Source organism: Streptomyces pratensis, from assembly GCF_016804005.1.
GTDB lineage: Bacteria > Actinomycetota > Actinomycetes > Streptomycetales > Streptomycetaceae > Streptomyces > Streptomyces pratensis_A.
In genome coordinates, this window is record NZ_CP051486.1 from 590080 (window position 1) to 613623 (window position 23544).

The 23544-nt window shown below is 70.4% G+C and carries 15 protein-coding genes; 5 read left to right on the forward strand and 10 right to left on the reverse strand.

What is annotated here, in order from left to right; genetic code table 11:
* Positions 1-20 precede the first annotated feature (20 nt).
* The 7 genes from HED23_RS02620 to eccD form a co-directional block, all read right to left on the reverse strand.
* A complete protein-coding gene (locus tag HED23_RS02620; protein ID WP_238441822.1) occupies positions 21-455 on the reverse strand; it encodes a YbaB/EbfC family nucleoid-associated protein in 435 nt (144 codons plus the stop codon).
* 112 nt (positions 456-567) lie between these two features.
* Positions 568-4113 (reverse strand): AAWKG family protein, encoded by a 3546-nt coding sequence (locus HED23_RS02625; protein WP_203181825.1) that lies wholly within the window; start codon positions 4111-4113, stop codon positions 568-570.
* Positions 4114-4232: 119 nt separating this feature from the next.
* Positions 4233-4733 carry a type VII secretion system-associated protein gene (locus HED23_RS02630; RefSeq protein ID WP_203181826.1) on the reverse strand — a complete coding sequence of 167 codons (501 nt, stop codon included), beginning with the start codon at positions 4731-4733 and terminating at the stop codon, positions 4233-4235.
* Between the two features lie 177 nt (positions 4734-4910).
* Positions 4911-5240: a WXG100 family type VII secretion target gene (locus tag HED23_RS02635; protein ID WP_203181827.1), complete on the reverse strand. Its 330-nt coding sequence runs from the start codon at positions 5238-5240 to the stop codon at positions 4911-4913.
* A gap of 92 nt (positions 5241-5332) precedes the next feature.
* The gene (locus HED23_RS02640; RefSeq protein WP_203181828.1) at positions 5333-5689 is read right to left on the reverse strand and encodes a hypothetical protein; all 357 of its coding nucleotides are present in this window, start codon (positions 5687-5689) and stop codon (positions 5333-5335) included.
* A gap of 358 nt (positions 5690-6047) precedes the next feature.
* On the reverse strand, positions 6048-7496 hold the full coding sequence (gene eccB, locus HED23_RS02645; RefSeq protein WP_203181829.1) for a type VII secretion protein EccB: 1449 nt from the start codon (positions 7494-7496) through the stop codon (positions 6048-6050).
* Between the two features lie 21 nt (positions 7497-7517).
* A complete protein-coding gene (gene eccD / locus HED23_RS02650; protein ID WP_203181830.1) occupies positions 7518-8918 on the reverse strand; it encodes a type VII secretion integral membrane protein EccD in 1401 nt (466 codons plus the stop codon).
* A gap of 522 nt (positions 8919-9440) precedes the next feature.
* Here eccD and eccCa point away from each other — a divergent pair.
* On the forward strand, positions 9441-13412 hold the full coding sequence (gene eccCa / locus HED23_RS02655) for a type VII secretion protein EccCa (protein ID WP_203187331.1): 3972 nt from the start codon (positions 9441-9443) through the stop codon (positions 13410-13412).
* Positions 13413-13694: 282 nt separating this feature from the next.
* On the opposite strand, the gene HED23_RS02660 is transcribed toward eccCa, so the two are convergent.
* Positions 13695-14894, reverse strand: coding sequence for a S8 family serine peptidase (locus HED23_RS02660; RefSeq protein ID WP_203181831.1), 1200 nt, complete (start codon positions 14892-14894; stop codon positions 13695-13697).
* A 404-nt stretch (positions 14895-15298) separates the two neighbouring features.
* Between HED23_RS02660 and HED23_RS02665 the strand changes: the two genes are divergently transcribed.
* The 4 genes from HED23_RS02665 to HED23_RS02680 all read left to right on the forward strand — a co-directional run bounded on the left by HED23_RS02665 (position 15299) and on the right by HED23_RS02680 (position 21530).
* The gene (locus HED23_RS02665; protein ID WP_203181832.1) at positions 15299-18607 is read left to right on the forward strand and encodes a right-handed parallel beta-helix repeat-containing protein; all 3309 of its coding nucleotides are present in this window, start codon (positions 15299-15301) and stop codon (positions 18605-18607) included.
* Positions 18608-18647: 40 nt separating this feature from the next.
* Positions 18648-19226: a GNAT family N-acetyltransferase gene (locus tag HED23_RS02670; protein ID WP_203181833.1), complete on the forward strand. Its 579-nt coding sequence runs from the start codon at positions 18648-18650 to the stop codon at positions 19224-19226.
* 90 nt (positions 19227-19316) lie between these two features.
* On the forward strand, positions 19317-21053 hold the full coding sequence (locus HED23_RS02675; protein WP_203181834.1) for a GAF domain-containing SpoIIE family protein phosphatase: 1737 nt from the start codon (positions 19317-19319) through the stop codon (positions 21051-21053).
* A 63-nt stretch (positions 21054-21116) separates the two neighbouring features.
* The gene (locus tag HED23_RS02680; RefSeq protein WP_203181835.1) at positions 21117-21530 is read left to right on the forward strand and encodes a DUF4259 domain-containing protein; all 414 of its coding nucleotides are present in this window, start codon (positions 21117-21119) and stop codon (positions 21528-21530) included.
* A 55-nt stretch (positions 21531-21585) separates the two neighbouring features.
* Here HED23_RS02680 and HED23_RS02685 read toward each other — a convergent pair whose 3' ends face one another.
* Positions 21586-22197, reverse strand: a complete 612-nt coding sequence (locus HED23_RS02685; protein WP_203181836.1) for a Uma2 family endonuclease — start codon at positions 22195-22197, stop codon at positions 21586-21588.
* Between the two features lie 151 nt (positions 22198-22348).
* Positions 22349-23467: a phosphoserine transaminase gene (serC, locus tag HED23_RS02690; protein WP_203181837.1), complete on the reverse strand. Its 1119-nt coding sequence runs from the start codon at positions 23465-23467 to the stop codon at positions 22349-22351.
* Positions 23468-23544 lie beyond the last annotated feature (77 nt).

Sequence of the window (23544 nt, forward strand, 5' to 3'; positions counted from 1 at the left end):
TGTCGCCTGCTGTCGGAACGTCAGTCCTCGTGGATCTCGTCGTGCAGTCGGGCCGCTGAGCGCCTTCTCCCGCCGTCAGGGCCGTCCAGTGCCGAGCCGAAAGCCCGGTCCCAGTCGATGTCTATGCCCCTGAGGCCCGTCGGGCGGCCGCTGGTCTGCGTCAACGGCTCGAAGACATCCATCACTCTACGAGCCATCTCGGCGCGTCCCTCCTGCACCGCCTCCATCACGGACGCCGCCAGTTGAGGCCCCGTCATGTTCCGGTACTTGTTGTCCGGGAACTTCAGCGCCGTCAGCTCGCCCTGCGGGCCCACGGTCGCCTCCACCGCCCGGTCCCGTGACCGGGACGTGGCAGAGGCCTGGCTGAGCTCGCTCTCGGCACGCGCGACGGCCTCCTGAACAGCTGTCAGCTCGGCCATGGCGTCGGCCAGCTTCTTCTCCATCGACTCGCTCAACGGTTCACCCCTCCACGTGCTCGTACGGAAGTCTGCCGCACAGATGTGCGTCAGGCGAAATCCCGGTGTCCTCGCCGTGCTTGGAGCACCGCGACAACCGCCGACGTACAGGTCAGCGGCCGATCACCGCCGGCGCGCCGCCCTCGTCCGTGCCCCATACGTCGTCGTCCTCCGGCACCCACGAGTCCCGGGCGCGGTCGCCGCTCTGGGTCTGGGTCTGGCCGGGCGCCCCACCGCCGGGGCCACCGGCCATCGGCGGGAGGAACGGCGAACTGCCCGCGGTGGAACCGCCGGTGGCAACGCGCACCTCGTCGTCCGCGTACTGGCCGTTCCTGACGGGGGCGCCCGCGCCGGCCCGGGGACGACGGTTCTTGACCACCTCGCCGTCGATGACGTTACGGACGCGCTCACCGGAGTCCGACTGGCCGCCCTGACCGCCGCCCATGCCGCCGCCCATGCCGCCGCCCATGCCGCCGCCCATGCCGCCGCCCATGCCGCCGCCCATCGGCGTACCGGCGCCGGCACCTGCGCCCGCGCCGCCGCTCATGTCGCCCATGGCCCCTCCGCCGGGGCCGGGGAACGGTCCGCTGTTCAGGAAGGGGCGGTTGTGAGCGGGGGTGTTCGACTCGCCGGACGAACCGACGCCCGCCAGGGGCGACTCGTAAGGCTGGTCGTCGAACAACTCCTCCTCGTAGGACGGGAAGTCGTACGAAGGAGGTGTGTAGAGCGAGCCGTTGTTGAGTTGGCCGGAGCCGATGGTGGACGGACCGGAGTCGTCCAGGTAGCCGGAGACGGTCGAGCCGTCCGGACGTGTGACGGTGGTGGTTCCGGTGTCCGGGTTGATCGTCTGGGTGGAGCCGTCCGGGTACTCCGTGACCAGGTTGCCGCCGGAGTCCAGGTGCGTGACGCTGCCGTCGGGGTTGGACAGCAGGTCACCGGTGTTGAGCGGACCGGAGATGGTCGAGCCGTCGGGCCGGGTCACGGTCGAGGAGTGGGTCTCCGGGTCGATCGTGACGGTGGAGCCGTCCGGGTAGTCGGTGATCACCCGGCCGCTGGAGTCGAGGCGCGACTCACCGCCGCCGGGGAGGTCCAGGGCACCGTCGTTGACGGGGCCGGAGATGTGGGTGGGCGACAGGTCGGGAAGGTCGCCGTTGCCGTTGCCGAAGAGGCTTTCACGGGAGCTGTCGAACCGGGCCTCCGCTTCGGCCTGCTTCTTCTCCTGCTCCTGCCGGATCTCTTCCTGCTTGGCCTCAGCCTCGGCCTGCTTCTGTTCCTGCTCCTGGCGGATCTGGTCCTGCTTGGCCTCAGCCTCCGCCTGCCTCTGCTCCTGCTTGGCTTCCTGTTCGGCCTGTTTGGCCTCGGCTTCCTTCTCCTTCTGTTCCTGCTTGGCCTCTTGTTCGGCTTCCTTGGCCTCCTGCTTGGCCTCCTGCTCCGCCTGCTTCTGCTCCTGCTCTTCCCTCAGCTCCTCCTGGCGCTGTTCCTGCTCGGTGCGGATGCGGTCCTGCTTGGCTTCCTGTTCGGCCTGTTTGGCCTCGGCTTCCTTCTCCTTCTGTTCCTGCTTGGCCTCTTGTTCGGCTTCCTTCGCTTCCTGCTCGGCTTCCTGCTCGGCCTGTTTGGCCTCGGCCTCCTTCTCCTTGGCCTCCTGCTCGGCCTTGGCCTCCGCCTCCTTGGCCTCCTGCTCCTTCTTCGCCTCCTCCTGCTGTGTCCTGGCCTGGTTCATCTGCATCATCTGCATGTTCTCAGCACGAGCCTGGGCCTCTGCCTGCTTGGCCTCCTGCTCCTTGCGGATCTCTTCCTGCTTGGCCTCCTGCTCGGCCCGCAGCTGCTCCTGCTTGGCTTCCTGTTCGGCCTGTTTGGCCTCGGCTTCCTTCTCCTTCTGTTCCTGCTTGGCTTCCTGTTCGGCTTCCTTCGCCTCCTGCTTGGCCTCCGCCTCCGCCTGCTTGGCCTCGGCCTCCTTCTCCTTGGCTTCCTGCTCGGCCTTGGCTTCCTGCTCCTTGGCTTCCTGCTCGGCCTTGGCCGCCGCCTCCTTGGCCTCCTGCTCCTTCTTCGCCTCCTCGGCCTTGGCCTCCGCCTCGGCCTCCTTCGCCGCCGCCTTCGCCTCGGCCTCCGCCTCCTTACGCTCCTGCTCCTCCTTGGCCTCCCTCTCCTTACGCTCCTGCTCCTCCTTGGCGGCCTTCTCCTTGGCCTCCTGTTCAGCCTTGGCTGCCGCCGCCTCTGCCTCCGCCTTGGCAGCCTGGTCCTTCTGCCACTGGATGAACTCTTCCTGCTTCTTGGCTGCCGCCGCAGCAGCTGCGGCCGCCTCCTCCTCCTTCTTCTCGGCCTCCTCCTCAGCGAGTTCGGCCTTCTCCTCCTTGTAGTCCGACTCGAGGGTGCCGCTGGTGCCCCGGGACTTCACCGATCCGAGGTCGAAGGTGCTATTGCTCCAGCTGTCCCTCACCTTCGTCATGGCCGTGATCGCCGCCGCGTCCAGCTGGTCCACGATGGTCTGCTGCCACATCAGCAGCGCCTTGTTGCCGATTGCCGCCCAGGTGGTCAGATCCTTCAGATCGCCGAAGTCCTGGGCGTCGGCCTTCAGATCCGTGTCACCCGTGCCCGAGATCTTGGAGATTGCCGCCGAGTTGCTGAAGTGGTCCTCCGTGATGTAGTTCGTGGTAGTGCCGTACCCGCCGTCGCCCGTCGCGTAGGTATCGATCTCGTACGTGATCTTCGTGATGTTGTTGTCCCACGTGTGCTTCATCACCTCGGACAGCAGCTTGTGCAGCACGGTGAGCGGGTTCCCGTAGTCCCACTGCCACTTCGCCCAGACGGTGTGGAGATCGTTCACCGCGGCTCTGAAGTCCTTCTTCGCCTGCCGGATCTCGTTGCCCTGCTTCGAGAAGCCCGTGGCCGAGGTCATGTCCTCCGCGTAGTCCGTGTACTGCTGGTTGATCTTGTTGACCAGATCCCAGAAGACGCCTGCGGCCTTGCCGCGCCAGGCTTCGTTCTTCTCCGTGCCGACCCTGGTCTGCCACTCCTCCACCAGCTTCTGCTGGGTGCTGAAGAACTGGGCGACCCGGTCGAAGGAGCCGGCCACCACGTCGAAGTTGGCGAGGGTGACGGAGTCGCCGTCGGCCACGGGCAGCCCGTTCCAGCTGAACCCGTGGGTGCCCTCCGCCTCGTTGTTGAGCAACTCCTCCAGGGCCAGCCCGGTGCCGTAGGCGTACCGAGTGGTCGGGGTGGTGTCCCAGGTGGGCTTGCCGTCCATCCCCAGGTGGCCGTCGATGCCGCTGGAGAACTGCCCGCCCTCCTGATAACCCTGGCTCGGTATCCTGCCGTCGCCCTTGCTTCCGAGCAGCGTGATGCGTGCCTTGTGCATCGACACGTCGGAGCCCGCTGTGGTGCCTTTCGAGTGGTAGAAGGGGATGACGAAGTCGGTGTTCTGGATCTCGGAACCGGCGTTCTCGTAGAGCCAGTTCAAGTCCTCGGTGTCGACGTAGTCGACGTAGCCCACGTCGGAGATCTCCACCTTCATCAGCGGAATTCCCTCGTTGCCGACGAGGGCGTCGAACAGGTCGGCCCTGTTCGGCGCCTTGTATCCCGTGAAGAAGCTGACCGCCTCGGACCATTTGTCGTTGGTCCCACTGAGGTCATCGGTGATCTTGCTGGAGTCGAGCGCCATGCCAGGATGCCTTTTCGGTCAGGGCGGATGGGGGGAAGCGGGCGGGCAGCGGTGCGCTTCACGGAGTTGTGTGGACAGGCGGAGGGCGGTGGCCGGGGCGAACCGGCAGCGGTGCCGGCTCAGTCCTCGTCGTCGTCGTCGTTCGAGCCGCCGCTCTCGGAGAGCACGTCGTCCACGCCCTCGAAGAAGTCGATGAGCTCCTTGCCGTCGATCTTGCCCAGGTTGTCCTCCTGGGTCTTGAACATCTTCTCGATGGTGTCCTCGAGGTCGTCCTCGATCTCCTCGAAGAGCTCGACCTGGAGCTTGAGGATCTCGTCGAGCTGATCGACCATCCCGTTCAGGCTCTTGACCAGGTAGCCGCCGTTGGTCCGGCCTTCCTTGTCACCCGCCATCGCCCCGATCGCCAGCGGCACCTTCTGGCCGTCGAGGAAGCCGGGGGCGGTCTGCGCACCGTCCTCCCCGCCCTGCAGCGTGGGCATCCCGGGTACGAGAATCCCGTCCGGTGAGTCCCCGTTCTCCCTGATCTTCTTGACCGCGGCGAGGAACGGGACGACGTCATTTTCGAGAAAGCTCTGCAGCCAGGCCTTGTTGATATTGACCGGCGGGGAATTCTCTGCCATGCCCTACTTCTCCTGTCTCCACTGTTCCGACGACTTCAAGCGTTCTGCGAGCGCGCGGTGCTGACGATCCACGCGTGAGGCGGGCGGCGGCATGCCGCCCTCACAACAGCGGGCGACCGCTCGCGTGAGGCACACGCGGACGGCCGCCCGAGGAAAACCAAGGCGTGTCGCCCCCGGTCAGCCGCCGATGCGCACGCTCTCCCACAGCGACGTCAGGGACTTCTCGCTGTACTGGTAGCTGTCGGAGACGTCGGTCAGCAGGGCCGAGTTCTCGGCGAGGATGCGCTTCATCTCCTCGACGGCGTTGTTCCAGGAGGCCTGCTTCTCGGTGTAGACCGCCTTGTCGTCACCTTCCCAGGTCTTCTGGAGCTCCTGGAGCTCCGCTTCCAGGTTGGTGAGGATGCTGTCGATCGCCTTGGTCTGCTGGACCATGTCGTCGGCGGCGTTCTGCATGTGGGAGTAGTCGACGTAGATCTGGCCGTCGGTGAAGTCAAGCGGGGGGGTCATGGTCGTCCTCTTCTCGCGGCGGTTACTTCAGGAGGGAAGGGTGTCGTGCCGTGCCTGGGTGCCGGTCAGGACTCCCGAGGCGGATCGGGTCGTCAGCGACCGGCGGTGGAGCCCGCCAGCGCGTTGAAGATCTCCTCGGAGCGGTTGTACGCCTGCTGGATGGAGTCGCCGGCCGAGGCCTGCTGGATGCCCTGTGCGCGCATCGTCTCCTCCAGCGTCGTGATCATGTCGCGGAGGTTGCCGGAGATGATCTCCGCCTGCGCGTCCCACCGGTCGAGCAGCTTCTGGAACGCGCCACCGTCACTACCGGCGTAGCCGGAGGACAGGTTGTGCTTCATGTTCTCCACGTCCTGGCGGCTGGTCTGGACGCCGGTGAAGGCCATCTCCAGAGCAGTGACACCGTTCTGTGTCGCCGATGCCAGTGACTGCTGTGCGCCTGTGCCTGCCATTTTCCTGTGCCTCCTGGAGTGTCACGCCGCCGGTCGTCGGGCCCGGGGCGCACTGTGTGACCGGACGCGGCCGGAGGGCCGACGTCCGGATGATCTGGGCAAACAGAGCCTAAAGAAAGAGGAGTTGACGATTCAATGGCCTGAGTCACCTTTTCGGATCCGACCGGGTATTTCAGTCGAATCGCGCCGAGATTTAACCTGACGGTCAGTTACGTCCCGGTGCTTTCCTGTTGCAGGACGCTTGGCGGTCACGTCTCGTTGCGCTGACACCTTCATGTGTCTGCGTGTTACACGATGTTCATCTTCACCGCCGTAGCGGCGTGTTGTTCCGTAGTCACCGAGCGGCGCATTCGGACCGTCATTTCCGGTCGCAGCGTGCGGTCGTGCTCGCGCTCCGGCTCAGGGCGGCGGCCTCCTTCGTCAGGTCCGGTCCCGTCGGCAGCATCGCGAGGAGCGGTGCCGGCAGGCCGCGCGTCTGGCCCTCCGAGTAACCCAGCGCCGCGAGTGCGTCGGCCGTCCCCACCCGGTACTTCATCCCGGTGTCCGTCACCAGGTAGACGGTGGTGCCGACCTTGCTCCCGCCCGCCCCGAGCACGCGCACCAGGGACCCGCCGCCGGGTCGTACGGCGATCGTGCCGACCGGCATGCAGGCCGGGGTGAGTCCCTCGGGCGGCGCCTGGGACGCGGGACCCAGGTCCCCCCTCCCGGTCAGGGCCACACTGATCTGCGGGCCTCGCGCGCCGGGCTCGACCCGTACGCAGACGGTGTGGCCCTCGCCGAGGGCCACCGCCTCCGGCGGCGCCGAGGGCAGGTCCGGGTCCTCGGCCGTCTCGCCGGCGCCCGGGGCCAGATGGCTGCCCAGCACGTCCGCGCCCAGGGCGCTCACGTCGGCCGCGCCGCCTCCGTACACCTTGTCGCGCGTCTGCGGGTCACCCAGCACCAGGGCGGCGCCGGTCGCGGTGAGAGGCGCCAGGCCCTCCTTGCGCAGCAGGTAGTAGCGCTCGTCGGAGCCCGGCACGGTGACCCGGAACACCTCGCCGATCCGGGACTCCCGGCCGCCGAGCGACGGCCCCTCCTGCCCCTTGCCCGGCACGTCAGGAGAGCGCAGGTCGGGCCCCGATGGCAGGGCGTTCAGGAAGGCCGCGGAGACGGGGAGCCGGGGGGTGGACCCGTAGCCGAGGGCCTCGCGGGCGCGGCTCTCCTCGTCGAGCCGGAGCTTGCTGCCCCGCCACACCAGGTAGCCGGCCTTGTCCGGACCCGTCACCAGCATGCCCTGGTCGGTCGGCAGGCCGTCGGCGCCGGCGGCCCGGCCCACCGCGACGATCGTGCCGGTCGAGCCCGTCTCGCTGCCGGAACAGATCTGCCACGGACCGGTGTCCAGGTCTCCGCTGCCGGGCAGCGCGTCCGGGGCGCCGCTGATGCCGATGGGGGAACCGTGCGGCGTACCGCTCAAGGAGCCGGAGCCGACCGACACCGCCTTCAGGTCGGCGCCGGCGAGCAACCGCGCCGAGGCGTAGTTGCGCACGGGCCGCAGCCGCCCGTCCAGGTAGAGGTAGCGGGAACCGGTGTCCTTGTTCACGACGAGGGTCCCGGCCGTCTTCCAGGAGTCCGTCGTACCGGGCTTGAGCAGTCCGAGGACGAAGGCCCCGGCCGACAGCAGGACGGCGAAGACGATGCCGATCACCACACCACGGTTGGTCCTGCCCTGAGGGCTCTCCGGAGCGTCCGGATCCGCGCGCAGCATGCCCGAGGTCAGCCGGCCCATGATGAACATGTGGGCCTGGACCTGATCGCGTTTGGACTGCATGGCAGCGTGTCTCCCTTCTGGTCAGGCGTTGATGGACCGCAGGGCGCTGTACACGCCGAGCACCCACAGCGCGAGCGGCAGCATGCTCATCGCCAGGGCCGAGTGCAGCAGTTCACCGGCGCGGCCCCAGTACGGCACCAGGCGGCGCCCCGGGACGGTCCAGGCGGCGATCGCGATCGCCGCCGTGGCCGCGAGCAGGCCCGCGGCGGTCACCAGCCGGTAGCCCGGCGAGGAGCCGGGGGCGGCGACGAGCACGAGCAGGATCAGCCCCGCCACACCCGGGACCACCAGCGACATGCGCTGCCAGATGTTGCCCAGTCCCCGCGCGTGCAGGATGAGCAGCAGGGACAGCGCCACCGTCATGATGATCTCGGCCAGCTCACGCTCCCGGCCCAGCGCGGCGAGGCATCCGGCGGAGACCACGCCCACCGCCCCGTACAGCGAGGTCATCCAGCCGTCGGCGAGGACGGCGCGGGCCGACACCACGGAGGTGGCGTGCGGCTCGATGCCCTCCTGCAACTGCTGGGCGTTGGTCGGCAGCGGCGGCATGCGCATCCCGGACATACGGAACGCGAGCGAGGGGACGAAGGCGCCCAGGATCACCGCCAGGACCGCGATGATCCCGGCCGTGTCCACGGGCGCCAGGTCGGTCGTGATGAGCAGGACGGCGGCGAGGGACGCGAACACCGAGATGACGGCGACGCCCAGGAAGAGCGCGGCGAAGGCGGCCACGACGGCGAGCGCGAGCACCGCCCCGCCTGCCGCGGCGGCCCCGGCGGCGAGCATGCGCGCGCCGAGCGTCTCGTACATGTGCGGCCCGCTGAGCGCGCCGCCCGGCAGCAGCCAGCCGGCCAGTGCCAGGTAGGGCGTCACCATGAAGCCCAGCGCGGCTCCGGCGCCCGCGTCCCCGACGGCCCGGCTCGCCGAGCCCGCGCCCGCGAGCAGGAGCAGGCCGACCGCGGCGGCGAAGACGGCCCGGGGCAGCGCGGAGCCTCCCGGCCACGCGATCACCACGATGCCGCCGATGAGCAGGGCGGTCGCGATGCCGAGCAGGACCCAGCGGCTGACCTTGGGAGTCCAGCCGAAGGGGTGGTCCCGCATCGTGGTGGAGATGCCGTCGACCAGGTCGTCGAGGTGCACCTCGGGCAGGGCTTCGGTGCGCGGTCTGAGGTAGAGGATGTCGCCGTCGCGCAGGCCGTAGGAGTCGAGGGTGCGTTCCTCGTCCAGTGGTTCGCCACCGAGCCGCTGGAGTACCCAGCCGCCGTGGTCGATGCCGGCTTCCTCGAGGTTGTCGCCGGCGTATCTGAGCACCGCCGGCAGCAGGTCCGCCACGGGGACGTCGGCGGGCACGGCGAGGTCGATGCTCTTGGCCGGGACTCGTACCGTCAGACGGCACAGCTCCGCCACCTGATTGTCAGTCATCGGGATGGCTCACGCTTCTCCGGTTACTGCTGAGAACGGTTGGGTGAACGCGGGCCGACGCGCCGCCGAACATCACATTGCGCCCATCACCTGCCAAGGCTCGGTGCGCGGACGGTTGTTGGCGGTCGGCGTATTGATCGTAGTATCAGCTGCCTAGTGTGGACGACGTGGCCCGTGGCACTGAATGCGACATGACCGTTGACGCACGACGTGATGTCGCGCGGAAGGCGTCGTGGTACGGATGGTGCCGCGGACGCTCGCCCCTGCGTGCCGATGCCCGCCCCGCGGCGAAAGCGCGGATCGGCGGCGCGGCAGGATGTGACACGGCGAGACGGCGGACCGGCCGCCTCTCATCGACGCTCCGGCGAGGGCTCGTCGTCGATGTGCGCGCCACGTAGGGTGCCGTGCGACAGCAGGGTCCCGCCCGGCGTCCCGGCACCGCACCGGCGGTGGGCGTCGCCCCCGGCGACGTCGTTCCGCCTGCTCTCCCCCTTTGCCCCGTAAGGAGACGGTTCCTTGAGTGTGGTCCTGTTCCGCCGCCCGGCCCGACGCCGGGGCCCGGAGATGCCCGACGGGGAGCTGAATCTCCAGGAACCGCCGATCCTTCCCGAGACGGTGCCCGACACCTCCGCCGTGTGGACCTACCTCCCCATGGCACTGATGTCGGTCTCCATGATGTTCATGTTCATGCGGCCCGGCATGACCAGGGGCACAGGCGGATTCATCTACATCGCACTGGGCCTGATGGTGCTCGGCGCCGCCGCGATGTTCATCGGCCAGTTCATGCGCAAGGCCGCCGAACGCAAGCAGAAGCTGAAGGGCGAACGCCGGGACTACCTGCGCTACCTCACCCAGATCCGGCGCAAGGTGCGCGGCGCCGTCGTGGACCAGCAGCTGGCCCTGGCCTGGCGTCACCCGGAGCCCGCCGCCCTGTGGTCGATGACGGGCACCACCCGTCTCTGGGAACGCCGTCCGCGTGACGAGGACTTCGGCGAGGTCCGGATGGCGGTCGGCGAGCAGAAGCTGAGCCTGAAGCTCATCTCGAACTCCACCAACCCCGTCGAGGACCTGGAACCGCTCAGCGCGCACGCCCTGCGCAGCTTCATCCGCGCCTACTCGACGGTGCCCGAGCAGCCCATCGCGATCTACCTGCGGGCCTGGGCCCGTGTGCTGTTCAGGGGGGACGAGGAGCGGATACGGTCCGTGACCCGTGCGCTGATCGCCCAACTGGCCACCTTCCACTCGCCGGACGACGTGTGGATCGCCCTGTGCGTCTCCGACGAGCGGCGCGCGGACTGGGAGTGGGCGAAGTGGCTCCCGCACAGTCTCCACCCGCACGACACGGACGGTGCGGGCCCGACCCGGATGACCGTCTCCACCATGGGTGAGCTGGAGAATCTGCTCGGCGCCGAGTTCATGGAGCGGCCGCAGTTCGACCCGGACGCCGTTCCCGGGCGCGAGGAGCCGTTCACCGTCATCGTGGTGGACGGGGGCACCGTCCCGGCCGGCCACCGCCTGGACGGCCCCGGATTCCGCAACACGGTCGTACTGGACCTGAGCGGCGCGCTCTCCTGGCGGCCCGGACGGATCACGCTGCGCTTCGAGATCGGTGAGGACGAACTCGGACTGGTGCGTACCGACCGCGAGCGCAAGGAGCAGACCACCCGGCTCGGCAGGCCCGACAGGCTCGGACCGACGGGCGCCGCGTCGCTCGCGCGGCGACTCGCGCCGTACCGCATGGGCCTGGGCACCGCGTCGGACTCGGCGGAGCCGCTCTCCGCGAACGTCGAACTGACGGCGCTGCTGGGCATCGCCGACCTGCACGGCCACGACCCGGAAACGCTGTGGCAGCAGCACACCGGGCCCACCCGGCTCAAGGTGCCGATCGCGGTCGGTGCGGACGGCGAGCCGGTCGAGCTGGACATCAAGGAGTCCGCCCAGGGCGGCACCGGACCGCACGGCATGCTGATCGGCGCCACCGGCTCCGGCAAGAGTGAGCTGCTGCGCACGCTCGTCCTGGCCCTCGCCCTGACGAACTCCTCGGAAACGCTCAACTTCGTCCTCGTGGACTTCAAGGGCGGTGCCACCTTCCTGGGACTGGACGAACTTCCGCACACCTCGGCCGTCATCACCAACCTGGCCGGGGAGGCCGCGCTCGTCTCCCGCATGCAGGACGCCCTGCACGGCGAACTGATGCGCCGCCAGGAACTGCTGCGGTCGGCGGGCAACTACAGCTCCGCGCTGGACTACGAGAAGGCCCGCGCTGCGGGCGTGCCGCTCGAACCGCTGCCCAGTCTGTTCGTCGTCGTCGACGAGTTCAGCGAACTTCTCGCAGCGCACCGTGAGTTCATGGAGCTGTTCGTGATGATCGGCCGCCTCGGCCGATCCCTCGGGGTGCATCTCCTGCTCGCCTCCCAGCGTCTGGACGAGGGCCGGATGCACCAGCTGGAGAGCCATCTGTCGTACCGGATAGGCCTGCGCACGTTCTCCGCCATGGAGAGCCGTGGCGTCCTCGGTGTCCCGGACGCGTACCAGCTGCCGTCGGCGCCGGGCAGCGGCTTCCTGAAGTCGGGCGTGGAGGCGCTGACCCGTTTCCGCGCCGCGTACGTCTCCGGCCCGTACCGGCAGCGGCGGGGCAGCGCCAACCAGGCGCGCGTCGCCAGCCAGACCGTCCCGTGGACCAACACGTACGTCGTGCCGCGCCAGCTCCCGGAGAGCCCGGACCCCGAGCCCGCCCCCGAGCAGGAGGAGACCGGCGACACCCTGCTCTCGGTGGCCGTGGAGCGGCTGCTGACCGCCGGGCCGCCGGCTCACCAGGTGTGGTTGCCGCCGTTGGACCTCCCCGCCACCCTCGACCAGGTGCTGCCTCCGCTCACCCCGGACCCCGAACTCGGTCTGACGACCGTCGATTCGTCGAACCGGGGGCGGCTCTCCATCCCCATCGGCATCATCGACCGCCCCTTCGACCAGCTCCGCGACCTGCTGACCGTCGATCTCTCCGGCGCAGGCGGGCACATCGCCATCGCGGGCGGCCCGCAGAGCGGCAAGAGCACCATGGTGCGCACGATCATGACGGCACTGGCGCTCACCCACACCCCCCGCGAGGTGCAGTTCTACTGTCTCGACTTCGGCGGTGGCACGCTCTCCGGGCTCTCCGGCCTGCCGCACGTCAGCGGGGTCGCCGCACGCCTGGACACCGAGCGGGTCGGCCGTACGGTGTCCGAGGTCACCACGCTGCTGGCGGAGCGCGAGCGGTTCTTCCTGGACAACGGCATCGACTCCATGGCGACCTTCCGGCGGCGCCTGGCCGCCGGGGAGTTCCCCGAGCACCGGCACGGCGACGTGTTCCTGGTGGTCGACGGCTGGTCGACGGTGCGCCAGGACTTCGACCGGTACATCCAGACCTTCGGCTCGATCGCCGCCCGCGGCCTCAACTACGGCATCCACCTGATCGTCACCACCGCCCGCTGGGTGGAACTGACCTCCTCCATCCGGGACCAGGCCGCGACCCACCTGGAGCTGCGGATGGGAGACGCCATGGACTCCGAGATCGACATGAGGCGTGCCGCGACCGTGCCGCGGCTGCCCGGCCGTGGTCTGACACGCGACGCCAAGCTGCACTACCTCACCGCGCTCCCGCGGATCGACGGCGTGGAGTCCGCGGACGACCTGTCCGAGGGCGTGGCGGGTCTGGTCGCGGCGGTCCGGGAGAGCTGGCAGGGCCCGCCGGCCCCTCCGGTCCGGATGCTGCCGACCCGGCTTCCGCTGTCCGACCTGCCGGCTCCGAAGGGCGACTTCAAGATGCCCATCGGCCTGGAGGAGGAGCGCCTCTCCACCGTGTGGCACGACTTCTCCGAGACCCCCCACATGATCGTGGTCGGGGACACGGAGAGCGGCAAGACCAACATGCTGCGGCTGACCGCCAAGGCCATCATGGACCGGTACACCCCGGCCGAGGCGCGGATCATGGTGGTGGACTACCGTCGCGCGCTGGTGGAGGCGATCCCGGACGAGTACCGCCTCGGCCACGCGGTGGCGATGGACGCCCTGAAGGACATGATCGGGGGCGCCGCCCGGGCGGTCGCGGCCCGCGTACCGGGACCGGACATCACGCCGGCCCGGATGCGCAAGTGCGACTGGTGGGACGGACCACGGCTGTTCATCCTCGTGGACGACTACGACATGCTGGGCACCAGCGCGATGAACGCTCCGTTCGATCCGCTGCTCAACCACCTCGCCCTCGGTTACGAGGTCGGCCTGCACGTGGTCGTCTCCCGTTCCGCCGCAGGCGCGGGACGAGGCCTGGGTGACCCCATGCTGCGCCGCATGCAGGAGGTCAACACCCCGACGCTCCTGCTGTCGTGCCCGCCGTCGGAAGGCTTCATCCTGGGCAGCATCAAGGGACGCAACCTGCCTCCGGGCAGGGGTACGCGAGTCACACGCCGAAAGCAGATCCAGATGCAGACGGCGGTGCTGGAGGACGCGGAGTCGTAGAGGGGCGGCGGGACGAGAGGCCGGCTCCGGGCGCCACGGAACGCCCGGACCGGCCGGGGGAGCGCCTGATCAGGGGCCCTCTGGACGGTGCAGGTCCGTGCTCGACCGGCCTGACCGGCAGACGGCCGGGCCCCCGCAGCTCACCCTTCAGCGCCCGGCGTGCGTGGCCTGCACGACGGGCCGGCCGCCTGCGTGGCCGCCCGTCGGGGGGAACCGGACCGTGGCGGGGCCGCCGGGTCGCTGCGAGCCGTCAGCTGCCCGCCTGAGGGCCGAAGTGAGCCGTCAGCTGCCCGCCGGGCGCCAGTTCCGTGCACGTCCGCGCGGGATCACCACCGCGCCCGCCGCCACCAGCAGCACCAGCCCGCCGCCCAGGGCCGCCACCACCAGGGCGCGGGTGCGCGGCTCCGTCGCCGGCGGGGGCGGGACAACCGCTCGTTCCGGCTGGGGCGTACGGCCCTTGGCGCCCGTCAGTACGGTCGTCAGGGCGGCGTACGGGTCGAGCCGTGGCGGTGCCGCCGGGTACGCCGCCTTCGTCAGCCGACGCGACACCTCGGCGGCCGTCAGGTCCGGGTAGCGCGCCCGCACCAGCGCCGCCGCCCCCGCGACGTGTGCGGCGGCGAACGAGGAGCCCGAGCCGATGAAGTGGCCCGCGCCCTTCGGGCCGATGCTCACCACCGCGTCGCCGGGCGCGGCCAGGTCCGCTCCGCTCACCAGGGGTGCGTCGGTGGGCCGTCCTCCGTCCGGGCCGTAGTCCATCACGGCGAGCACGCCCGGCGCCGACGCGGGCCAGTACCAGGGCGCGGGCTCCGTGTTCCTCGGCAGCGCGTCCGGTGCCACCGGGGCCACCACCAGCGCGTCCTTGCCGCTCGCGTACGCGACCGCGTCCGTCAGCTGTGACTTGCCGCTGTCCAGGGCCGCGGCGACGTAGATGACGGAGGCGCCCTCGTCCGCCGCCTGGCGTATTCCGTCGGCGACCTGGCCCACCGTGGTCTCGCCGCGCTCGCCCGTGCCCCGTACGGCCAGAATCCGTGTCCGTGGCGCCAGCCCCGCAGGGCCTCCGTCGTCGCCGGGCGTCGCCGCGATCAGCCCGGCCGCGAACGTACCGTGCCCGACGCAGTCCTCGCCGGCCTGCCCGAGCGCCGTCACCCGTCCCGACAGCGCGGGCGCACCCTCGGCGACTCCCGTGTCCACGACCGCCACCGTCGTCCCTTCGCCCTGGGAGAGCGACCTCGCGCGGGTCACGCCCAGAGCCCTCAGCGTCCAGGGCTCGGCCCTGGCCTTCTCGCTCGAGACCGAGGCGCAGTTCTCGTCCTCCGCGAGGACGGAGCGCACGACCGGCAGGCTCACGGAGTCGGCCGTGGCGGGCACGGCCGAGAGGGCACCCGCCGCGGTGGCGGTCACGGTCATCAGCAGGGTGGTGGCCACGGCCGAGGCCCGGGGGCGGCGGCGGGAGCGAACTCGTGCACGGGGCATGGCGCGCATGATAGGCGCCGTATGTGACGGGGCGTCGAGCGGGACGGGCCGTGCACGTAGGACGGACGCGGCGAGATGCACGCACGGCCCTCACGACGACCGGCCACGGGTCCACGCTCGGGGCGCGCCGACCGTAGGTCCTGCGCGATGTGACGTGCCGTACAGTGGCGCTCGGCACACCGTCCGGCGCGCCACCGCGACGGCCCGCCGCCTCTGCGGACTCATCGTGCACTCGTCAGAACTCACCTGATCCTGTCCGAACTCGCCGGTCCCTCCTGGAACATCGCCGCACAGGTCCCGTAGCCTTCATCGCGTGCGCACAGCCGTACGTACCCGGACGTGGAACAGTCCCCTGTCGGCCCCCTGGGTGGGAGAGGCACGTGGCGGCGGCACCACAAGGAGGAGGATCGAGCGTGTCACGGCAGTTGCTCAGGGTCGGGTCGGGACAACCGGACAGCTTCCGGACGATCAGCGATGCCCTGGACAAGGCACGCACGGGTGCGGTGATCCGGGTTCACCCCGGCCGCTACCCGGAGAATCTCACGGTCAGGACACGGGTCACCATCGTCGCGGACGGCGAGCCGGGCAGCGTCGAGATCTGCCCGCGCAAGGGCACCGCGGTCATCCTCGTCGCCGACGCCGTCATGCTCACCGACCTCACCCTGCGAGGCGGTAACGAGGACCTGCCGGTGGTCGACGCGCCGCGAGGCCAGGTCGCGATGGACGGCTGTACCGTCATCGGCTCCGGCTGGGCGGCCGTCCTGGCCCGCGAGTCGGGCTCGGTGGCCATGCGCGACTGCCGGGTCAGCAACCCGAAGGGCGCCGGGGTCGTGGACTCCGCGCCCACGGGCAGCGTCGTCGCCGGTTGTCTCATCGAGAACCTCGGTACCTCCGGCGTCGTCATCGGCGCGGAGGCCCGGACGACCGTGCGGGACTGCCGGATCCGCGATGCCCGCGCCAACGGCGTGCTGACCTCCGACGAGGCGCAGGGCCTGGTGGAGGACTGCGACATCTCCAGCACGGAGAAGCCGTCCATCGCCCTGGAGGGCCGCAGCGGCACCAGGGTGGTGCGTACGTCGGTGCACGACACGTCCGTCGGCGTCTACATCACCAGTTCCGGCCGCCCGGTCCTGGAGAACGTCACGGTCAGCGACACCTCGGGCCCCGGCATCATGCTCGCGGCGAGCGCCGACCCCGAGTTCCTGAACTGCCGTACCTCACGCACCAAGGGCAGTGGCCTCGCCGTCACGGAGCGCTCCAGAGGCACCTTCGAGAACTGCGAGTTCGACACCGCCGCCGCGTCCGCGATCCGGGTGATCAATTTCAGCGCGCCCTTCCTGACCGGCTGCGCGGTGCGCGACTGCGCGGACGCGAACGGCGCCGTGCTGCTGGAGGAGGAGTCGTCGGCGGAGTTCGACGACCTGCTGATCGCCGACGCCGCCGGAACCGGCATACGCATACGCACCGGTGCCAACCCGCTGCTGCGCCGCGCGCGGATCACCTCGCCGGGGGGCAACGGCGTCGAGGTGGCCGAGGACGGGCGCGGGCGGCTGGAGCACTGCGAGATCGACCGGGCGGGCGGTGCCGCGGTACGGATCGCCTCGGGCGGCAACCCCGATGTGTCCGACACGGTGATGCGGGCGGCGAGCGACACCACCGTCTCCGTCGGCGCGGAGGGGAGGATCACGCTCCGGGACTGCCGCGTCGAGGCCGCCACGGCCGGCGGCATCACGGTGGACAACGGCGGCGAACTCTCCGCCATGCGCGTCCACATCACCGACTGCGGCGCCCACGGTGTCCTGCTCGCGAACGGCGCCCGCGCCATCCTCACGTCCTCCCAGGTCACCGGCAGCGTCGGCGACGGCATCCGGATCGACAGCGCCGAACCCGTGACCGTCACCGACTGCGCCGTCCGCGACAACCGCGGCGCGGGCCTCAAGCAGACGAGGGTGAGCGAACGGCTCACGGTGGAGGGGCTGAACAGCGCCGGCAACGTGGCCCCGGACGCGTGGGGCGACACCCTGCCCCTGGACGCCGCGAACGGCGGGGCCGGGGACTCGGCCAAGGAGCCCGAGGGCCCGCTGGAGGAGCTGGAGTCGCTGGTCGGCCTGACCGACGTCAAGAGCCAGGTGCGGACCCTCGTCAACCTGAACCAGCTCAACCAGCGCCGCGCCCAGTTGGGCATGCCCGTACCCCAGTTGAGCCGTCACCTGGTCTTCTCCGGCCCGCCCGGCACAGGTAAGACCACGGTGGCCCGGCTGTACGGCGGCATCCTGGCGAATCTGGGCGTCCTGCGCTCCGGGCACCTGGTGGAGGTGTCCCGGGCCGACCTGGTCGCGCAGGTCATCGGTGGTACGGCGATCAAGACGACCGAGGCGTTCAACGAGGCCCTCGGTGGGGTGCTGTTCATCGACGAGGCCTACACGCTGCTGTCCGACAGCAAGGGTTCGGGCGCCGACTTCGGCCGGGAGGCCGTCGACACGCTGCTGAAGCTGATGGAGGACCACCGCGACGACGTGGCCGTCATCGCCGCCGGCTACACCGGCGAGATGGACACCTTCCTCACCTCCAACCCGGGCCTGGCCTCCCGCTTCACCCGCACCATCGAATTCGCCAACTACTCGGTCGACGAGCTGGTGACGATCACCGAGAACATGTGCGCGGGACACCGCTACGCGCTCGACCCCACGGCCAGGGACGCCCTCGCCCTGCACTACGAACGCATGCCGAGGGACGCCTCGTTCGGCAACGGCCGTGCCGCACGCCGGGTCTTCGAGGAGATGGTGGACCGGCAGGCGTCCCGTCTGGCGTCCATGACGAACCCTGCGGAGAGCGACCTCACCCTCCTGCTGCCGGAGGACGTGGCGACGGACACCGGCGCTGCGGCGAACGACGGCCCGGGCTCCGAGGAACTGCTCGCCGAGCTGCACGCCATGACCGGCCTCACCGCGGTCAAGAACGAGGTGACCGCCCTGGTCAACCTGCTCACCGCTGCGAAACAACGCAAGGCCGCCGGGCTGCCCACCCCGAGGATCAGCAACCACCTCATCTTCTCCGGGCCCCCCGGAACGGGTAAGACGACGATCGCGCGCCTGTACGCGGACCTGCTGCGCTCCCTCGGTGTCCTGCCCAAGGGCCAGCTGGTCGAGGTCGCCCGCGCCGATCTGGTGGGCCGCTACGTGGGCCACACGGCACAGCTCACCAAGGAGGCGTTCGAGCGCGCCATGGGCGGTGTGCTGTTCGTCGACGAGGCGTACACGCTCACCCCGGAGGGCGCGACCTCTGACTTCGGCCGGGAGGCCGTCGACACGCTGCTGAAGCTGATGGAGGACCACCGCGACGAGGTCGTCGTGATCGCCGCCGGCTACACACGCGAGATGCGCCGCTTCCTCGACTCCAACCCGGGCCTGGCCTCGCGGTTCTCGCGGACCGTGGAGTTCGAGAACTACTCGACGGACGACCTGCTGGAGATCCTGGTCACGCAGGCCACCGGCTACGGCTACGACTGCTCCCCGGCGGCGATGACCGCGCTGCGCGGCTACATGGACGCACTGCCGCGTGACCACGCCTTCGGCAACGCGCGTACGGCCCGCCAGATCCTCGAGGGGATGATGACCCGCCACGCGGGCCGCATCGGTGCGATGTCCGCGCCGGGCCTGGACGACCTGCGCCTGCTGCTGCCGGAGGACCTGCCACCGGAGGCGGCGGCGCTGCGCCACTGACGGATCCCTTCTCCCGCGCTCCCGGCGTAAGCTCCGGGCCATGCAGGCCGACAGGGCCCCCGAGCCCTTCTCCACCTCCCGCCTCGACGCGCTCCCGCTCGACGTCGCTCACGCGGAGGAAATGGCCGCGGTCCTCTTCGACCCGGCCCTGCACGTCTACACGGGAGGCGCCCCGGAGGACGTCGGCACCCTGCGCGCCCGCTACGAGCGCCAGAACGCCGGCTCGCCCGACCCCGCCGAACTCTGGTGGAACTGGGTGCTCCGGGTGCGTGCGGACGGGTGCCTGGCCGGCTATGTGCAGGCGACGGTGCGCGGGGCGCGGGCGGAGGCGGCCTGGGTGGTCGGGACCCGGTGGCAGGGGAAGGGCTACGCCAAGGAGGGGGCCGCCGGCCTGGTCAGGCACCTGCTGGACCAGGGATCCGTCCGTACCGTCGTCGCCCACATCCACCCGGACCACGCTGCCTCCGCCGCCGTGGCGGCCGCCGCGGGGCTCCTGCCGACGGACGAACGGGAGGACGGGGAGGTGCGGTGGCGGCGGGACGCCTCCCGGGAGACGGCGCCGGGCAGGGTGGCGGGGCCCGGCCGGGGCTCTGATCACGACACCGGTCGAGGCCCCTGATCACGACATGGGGTGAATTGTCTTATACCTTCGTAGTGCGCGGCGTGTGGACGCCGCTGCTCCGGCCGAGCTACCGACGGAGGCCCTGGGGTGGGCGAACTCAGGAGGCTGCAAGCCCTGCGGCTCGCGGGGCTGACTGCGGCGGCCGATCCCGGCATGGACCGGTTCGCGAGACTCGTCACCCGGTTCCTCCGCGTCCCGGTCTCGCTGGTCTCGTTGCTGGAGGCCGACCGGCAGGTCTTCCCCGGCATGGTCGGACTCGCCGAACCCTGGGCGGGGCGGCGGGAGACCCCCCTGAGCCACTCCTTCTGCCAGCACGTCGTCGTCGACGGCCGGCCGCTGATCCTCGAGGACACGCGGGTGCATCCGCGCACCTGCGCCAGCATGGCCATTCCCGACCTCCAGGCGATCGGGTACGCCGGAATGCCTCTGACCGACGCCGACGGGCACGTCCTCGGATCGCTCTGCGCCATCGACCACGTGCCCCGGAAGTGGACCGACGACGAGATGCAGGACCTCGCGGACCTGACCGCGGCCTGCTCGGTGGAACTGCGCCTGCGGATCGCCACCGAACACATCCGGCAGGACCGGGACCACGCCGACCTGCTGCTGCGCGCCTCCGTGGAGCTCGGCCACTCCCGCGAACTGACCGACCTCATCCGTCGCCTGCGCGGCCTGTTCGACGGCCCTGACGATCCGGCGTTCGTGGGCCTGCTGCTGTCGGACGGCCAGGGGCTGCGCCGCGTGGTCGACCCGGACGACGTGCTGCCGGTGGAGACCGTCATCGACCGCCTGGACCTGGGAGCCGGTTTCCCCAGTACCCGGGCCATGCGGGAACAGCGCACCGTCTTCGTGCCGGACCACGACTCCCTCCTCGCCGGCTTCAGCCCCGAGGCGGTGGCCGGGTACGACTCGCTGGGCCTCCGCTCCGTGCTGTGCGTGCCGCTGCCGGCCGGGCTGGGCGTCCTGATGTGGTGCTGGCCCGACTCCCACGTCCTGACGGTCACGGAGAGGGCCGCCCTCACCGCTGTGGCCGGGTACGTGAGCCAGGCGGTGGAACGCACCCTCTTCGTCGAGAGCCGGCTCAGCACCGCGGAACAACTGCAGGCCGCGATGCTGACGGACCTGCCCGACGTGCCCGGCCTGGACATCTCCGCCCTGTACCTGCCGGCCACCTACCAGGACATGGTGGGCGGCGACTGGTACGACGCCTACCTGCTGCCGCGGCTCCCGGCCGCCCCGCAGCGTGCCCTCATGCTGTCCATCGGCGACATCATCGGGCACGACGTCCAGGCCGCCGTCGTGATGGGCCAGGTCCGCAGCATGCTCCGCCAGGCCACCCTCGGCCATCCCGAGCACTCACCCGCTGCCGCGCTGGACGCGGTCGACAGCTCCTTCGACGCCCTGCCCCTCGGCCCCGGCGCCACCGCGGTGCACGCCCGTCTCGACCCGGACGGCGGCCGATGGCGTCTGACCTGGTCGAACGCCGGGCACCCGCCGCCCCTGCTGCGTACGCCCGACGGCCGTGTCTCCGTGCTGGACGAGCACGACCTACTGCTCCTCGGCGCCCCCAGCTGCCTCCCCCGCCACGACCACACGCACGGACTCCCCCGGGGAAGCGTGCTCCTGCTGTACACCGACGGGCTGGTCGAGCGCCGTGACACCGACATCGACGCGAGCATCCGGGAAGCGGCGTCCACCCTCGCGGAGTACGGCCACCAGCCCCTGCCGCTGCTCCTGGAGACGCTCTCCCACGGGCTGGCGGACGCCTCTCAGCGCGACGACGTGGCCGTGCTAGTCGTCCGCGTCACGGAGGGGGAGGAGTGACCGGGAGCCGATTGTCGGTGGCGGGAGGGAGGATGGGGGAGACCGATCTGGGAGGGGGGTCCCGTGGGGACCTGGGGGATGGGCCATTTCGACAGCGACGCCGCCGCGGACTTCGCCGGGAGTCTCGACGACGCGCCACCCGGCAGACGCGAGGAGATGATCCGGGAGGCGCTGGACTTCGCGGCGCGGACAGGACCGGAGGAGTACCTCGACGCCGACGACGCGGTGATGGCGATAGCGGCCGCCGCGCTTCTCGCCGCCCAGCATCCGGGCGGCACACCGGTGGATCCCGTCTACGGGCCCGACGAACCCCTGCCCGCGCTCCCCACCGAGCTTCGCGAGCCCGCCCTGCGGGCGCTGGACCGGGTGCTGGCGGCGGAGTCCGAGCTGCTGGAGCTGTGGGCGGACGCGGGGGAGGACGAGAAGTGGAGCGCGGGCGTCCGGGAGCTCCGCGCGACGTTGGCCGGGGCGGAGTGAGCGAGTGGACAGCCGCCGACCGGTCGCCGGGGCGGCGTGAATCCGCCGGGGCGCCCTACGCGCGGGGGCGGCCCGCCTTGACCAGCTCGGCGACGTCGAGGGTCATGTCGGCACCGATCGACGCGGGAAGCACGGCCGACTGGCCGGGGGCGTAGACCTCGTGGCTGTCGTACGTGCAGCCGGTGGGCTCCGTCAGGACGTGGAGGCGGCCGTGGCGGCGGTCCAGGATCACGTACACCGGGATCTTGGCCTCGGCGTACGCGGAGACCTTGTTGCGCAGGTCGCTCTTGTAGTTTCCGGAGGTCACCTCCAGCACCAGGCGGAAGACGGCCGGGTCGTAGCAGTTGTTCTCGATCAGATGCCCGTCGAAGTCCGCGTCGACGACGGCGAGGTCCGGGATGGCGTAGTCCTCCGGCCCTCCTGGCAGCCACAGGCCGATCGCCTGTAGGACCGCGGACTCCCCGTCGTCGAGTCCGGCCGTGATGAAGGGCCGCATGAGCTTGGTCAGAGCACGGGCGTGCGGGCCGTCCGGGGGTGGGGCCACGGTGATGACGCCTCCGATGATCTCGACGCGATAACCCGGAAGCTGCTCCATGAGACGGTTCGCCGTCACGAGCATCGGTTCCGGCTCATCGTCACAGGGGTGCTCGACTGCTGCTGCAGACATTGCGGGCCCTCCTGGAATGGCTGGTGTCGAGGACATCATCGTAGGACGGGGCGCCCGAATTCGTCCCGTAGGCGGTTCATCACCTGGCTGAGTGAAGCAGAAACGGCCCTGCACACCGAGGGTGTGCAGGGCCGGTCCGGACGTGTGACCGTCAGAGCTTGTCGATCACGTAGTCGATGCAGGCCGTGAGCGCCTGGACGTCCGCCGGGTCGATCGCCGGGAACATCGCCACGCGCAGCTGGTTGCGGCCCAGCTTGCGGTACGGCTCGGTGTCGACGATGCCGTTGGCGCGGAGCACCTTGGCGACCGCCGCCGCGTCGATGCCGTCCTCGAAGTCGATCGTGCCGATGACCTGCGAGCGCTTCGCCGGGTCGGTGACGAACGGGGTGGCGTACTTGGACTCCTCGGCCCAGCCGTACAGGGCCTGCGAGGACGCGGCCGTCCGGCCGGTCGTGAAGTCCAGACCGCCCTGGGTGTTCATCCACTTCAGCTGCTCGTTCAGCAGGAAGAGGGTGGCCAGCGCCGGGGTGTTGTACGTCTGGTTCTTCAGGGAGTTGTCGATCGCAGTGGGCAGCGAGAAGAACTCCGGGATGTGCCTGCCCGAGGCGTGGACGCGCGCGGCGCGGTCCAGTGCGGCCGGGGAGAACACGCCGATCCACAGCCCGCCGTCGGAGGCGAAGGACTTCTGCGGGGCGAAGTAGTAGACGTCCGTCTCGGCGATGTCGACCGGCAGGCCGCCCGCACCGGAGGTGGCGTCCACCAGGACGAGCGAGCCCTCGTCGGCACCCGCGACCCGCTTGACCGGGGCGGCGACACCCGTCGAGGTCTCGTTGTGGGTGAACGCGTAGACGTCGACGCCCGCCTCGGCCCGCGGGTCCGGGTGGGTGCCCGGGTCCGAGGCGATGACGGTCGGGTCGGCCAGCCACGGGGCGAGCTTGGCGGCCTTCGCGAACTTCGACGAGAACTCGCCGAAGTTCAGGTGCTGGGACTTCGACTCGATCAGACCGTGCGTCGCGACGTCCCAGAAGGCGGTGGAGCCGCCGTTGCCCAGGATGACCTCGTATCCCTCGGGGAGGGAGAAGAGGCTGCGCACGCCGTCACGCACCTCGCCGACCAGGTTCTTGACCGGGGCCTGGCGGTGGGAGGTGCCGAGAAGAGAGGTGCCGGTCGCGGCCAGTGCGTCGACCGCCTCCGTCCGCACCTTGGAGGGCCCGGCGCCGAAACGTCCGTCGGCGGGCTTGAGGTCTGCGGGAATCTGGATGTCAGCCACGGTCCGGAGCGTAGTCCCTCCCGGATGCGGTCGAGGACCGTGTCCGTCGGATGAGACACGCGCTCCGGATCGTGGAT

Coding starts and splice junctions, on each gene's coding strand:
- eccB (WP_203181829.1), bottom strand. CDS start 7,496: ATGCAGTCCAAACGCGATCAGGTCCAGGCCCACATGTTCATCATGGGC.
- HED23_RS02670 (WP_203181833.1), top strand. CDS start 18,648: ATGCAGGCCGACAGGGCCCCCGAGCCCTTCTCCACCTCCCGCCTCGAC.
- HED23_RS02685 (WP_203181836.1), bottom strand. CDS start 22,197: ATGTCTGCAGCAGCAGTCGAGCACCCCTGTGACGATGAGCCGGAACCG.
- HED23_RS02635 (WP_203181827.1), bottom strand. CDS start 5,240: ATGACCCCCCCGCTTGACTTCACCGACGGCCAGATCTACGTCGACTAC.
- HED23_RS02625 (WP_203181825.1), bottom strand. CDS start 4,113: ATGGCGCTCGACTCCAGCAAGATCACCGATGACCTCAGTGGGACCAAC.
- eccD (WP_203181830.1), bottom strand. CDS start 8,918: ATGACTGACAATCAGGTGGCGGAGCTGTGCCGTCTGACGGTACGAGTC.
- HED23_RS02630 (WP_203181826.1), bottom strand. CDS start 4,733: ATGGCAGAGAATTCCCCGCCGGTCAATATCAACAAGGCCTGGCTGCAG.
- HED23_RS02660 (WP_203181831.1), bottom strand. CDS start 14,894: ATGCGCGCCATGCCCCGTGCACGAGTTCGCTCCCGCCGCCGCCCCCGG.
- HED23_RS02640 (WP_203181828.1), bottom strand. CDS start 5,689: ATGGCAGGCACAGGCGCACAGCAGTCACTGGCATCGGCGACACAGAAC.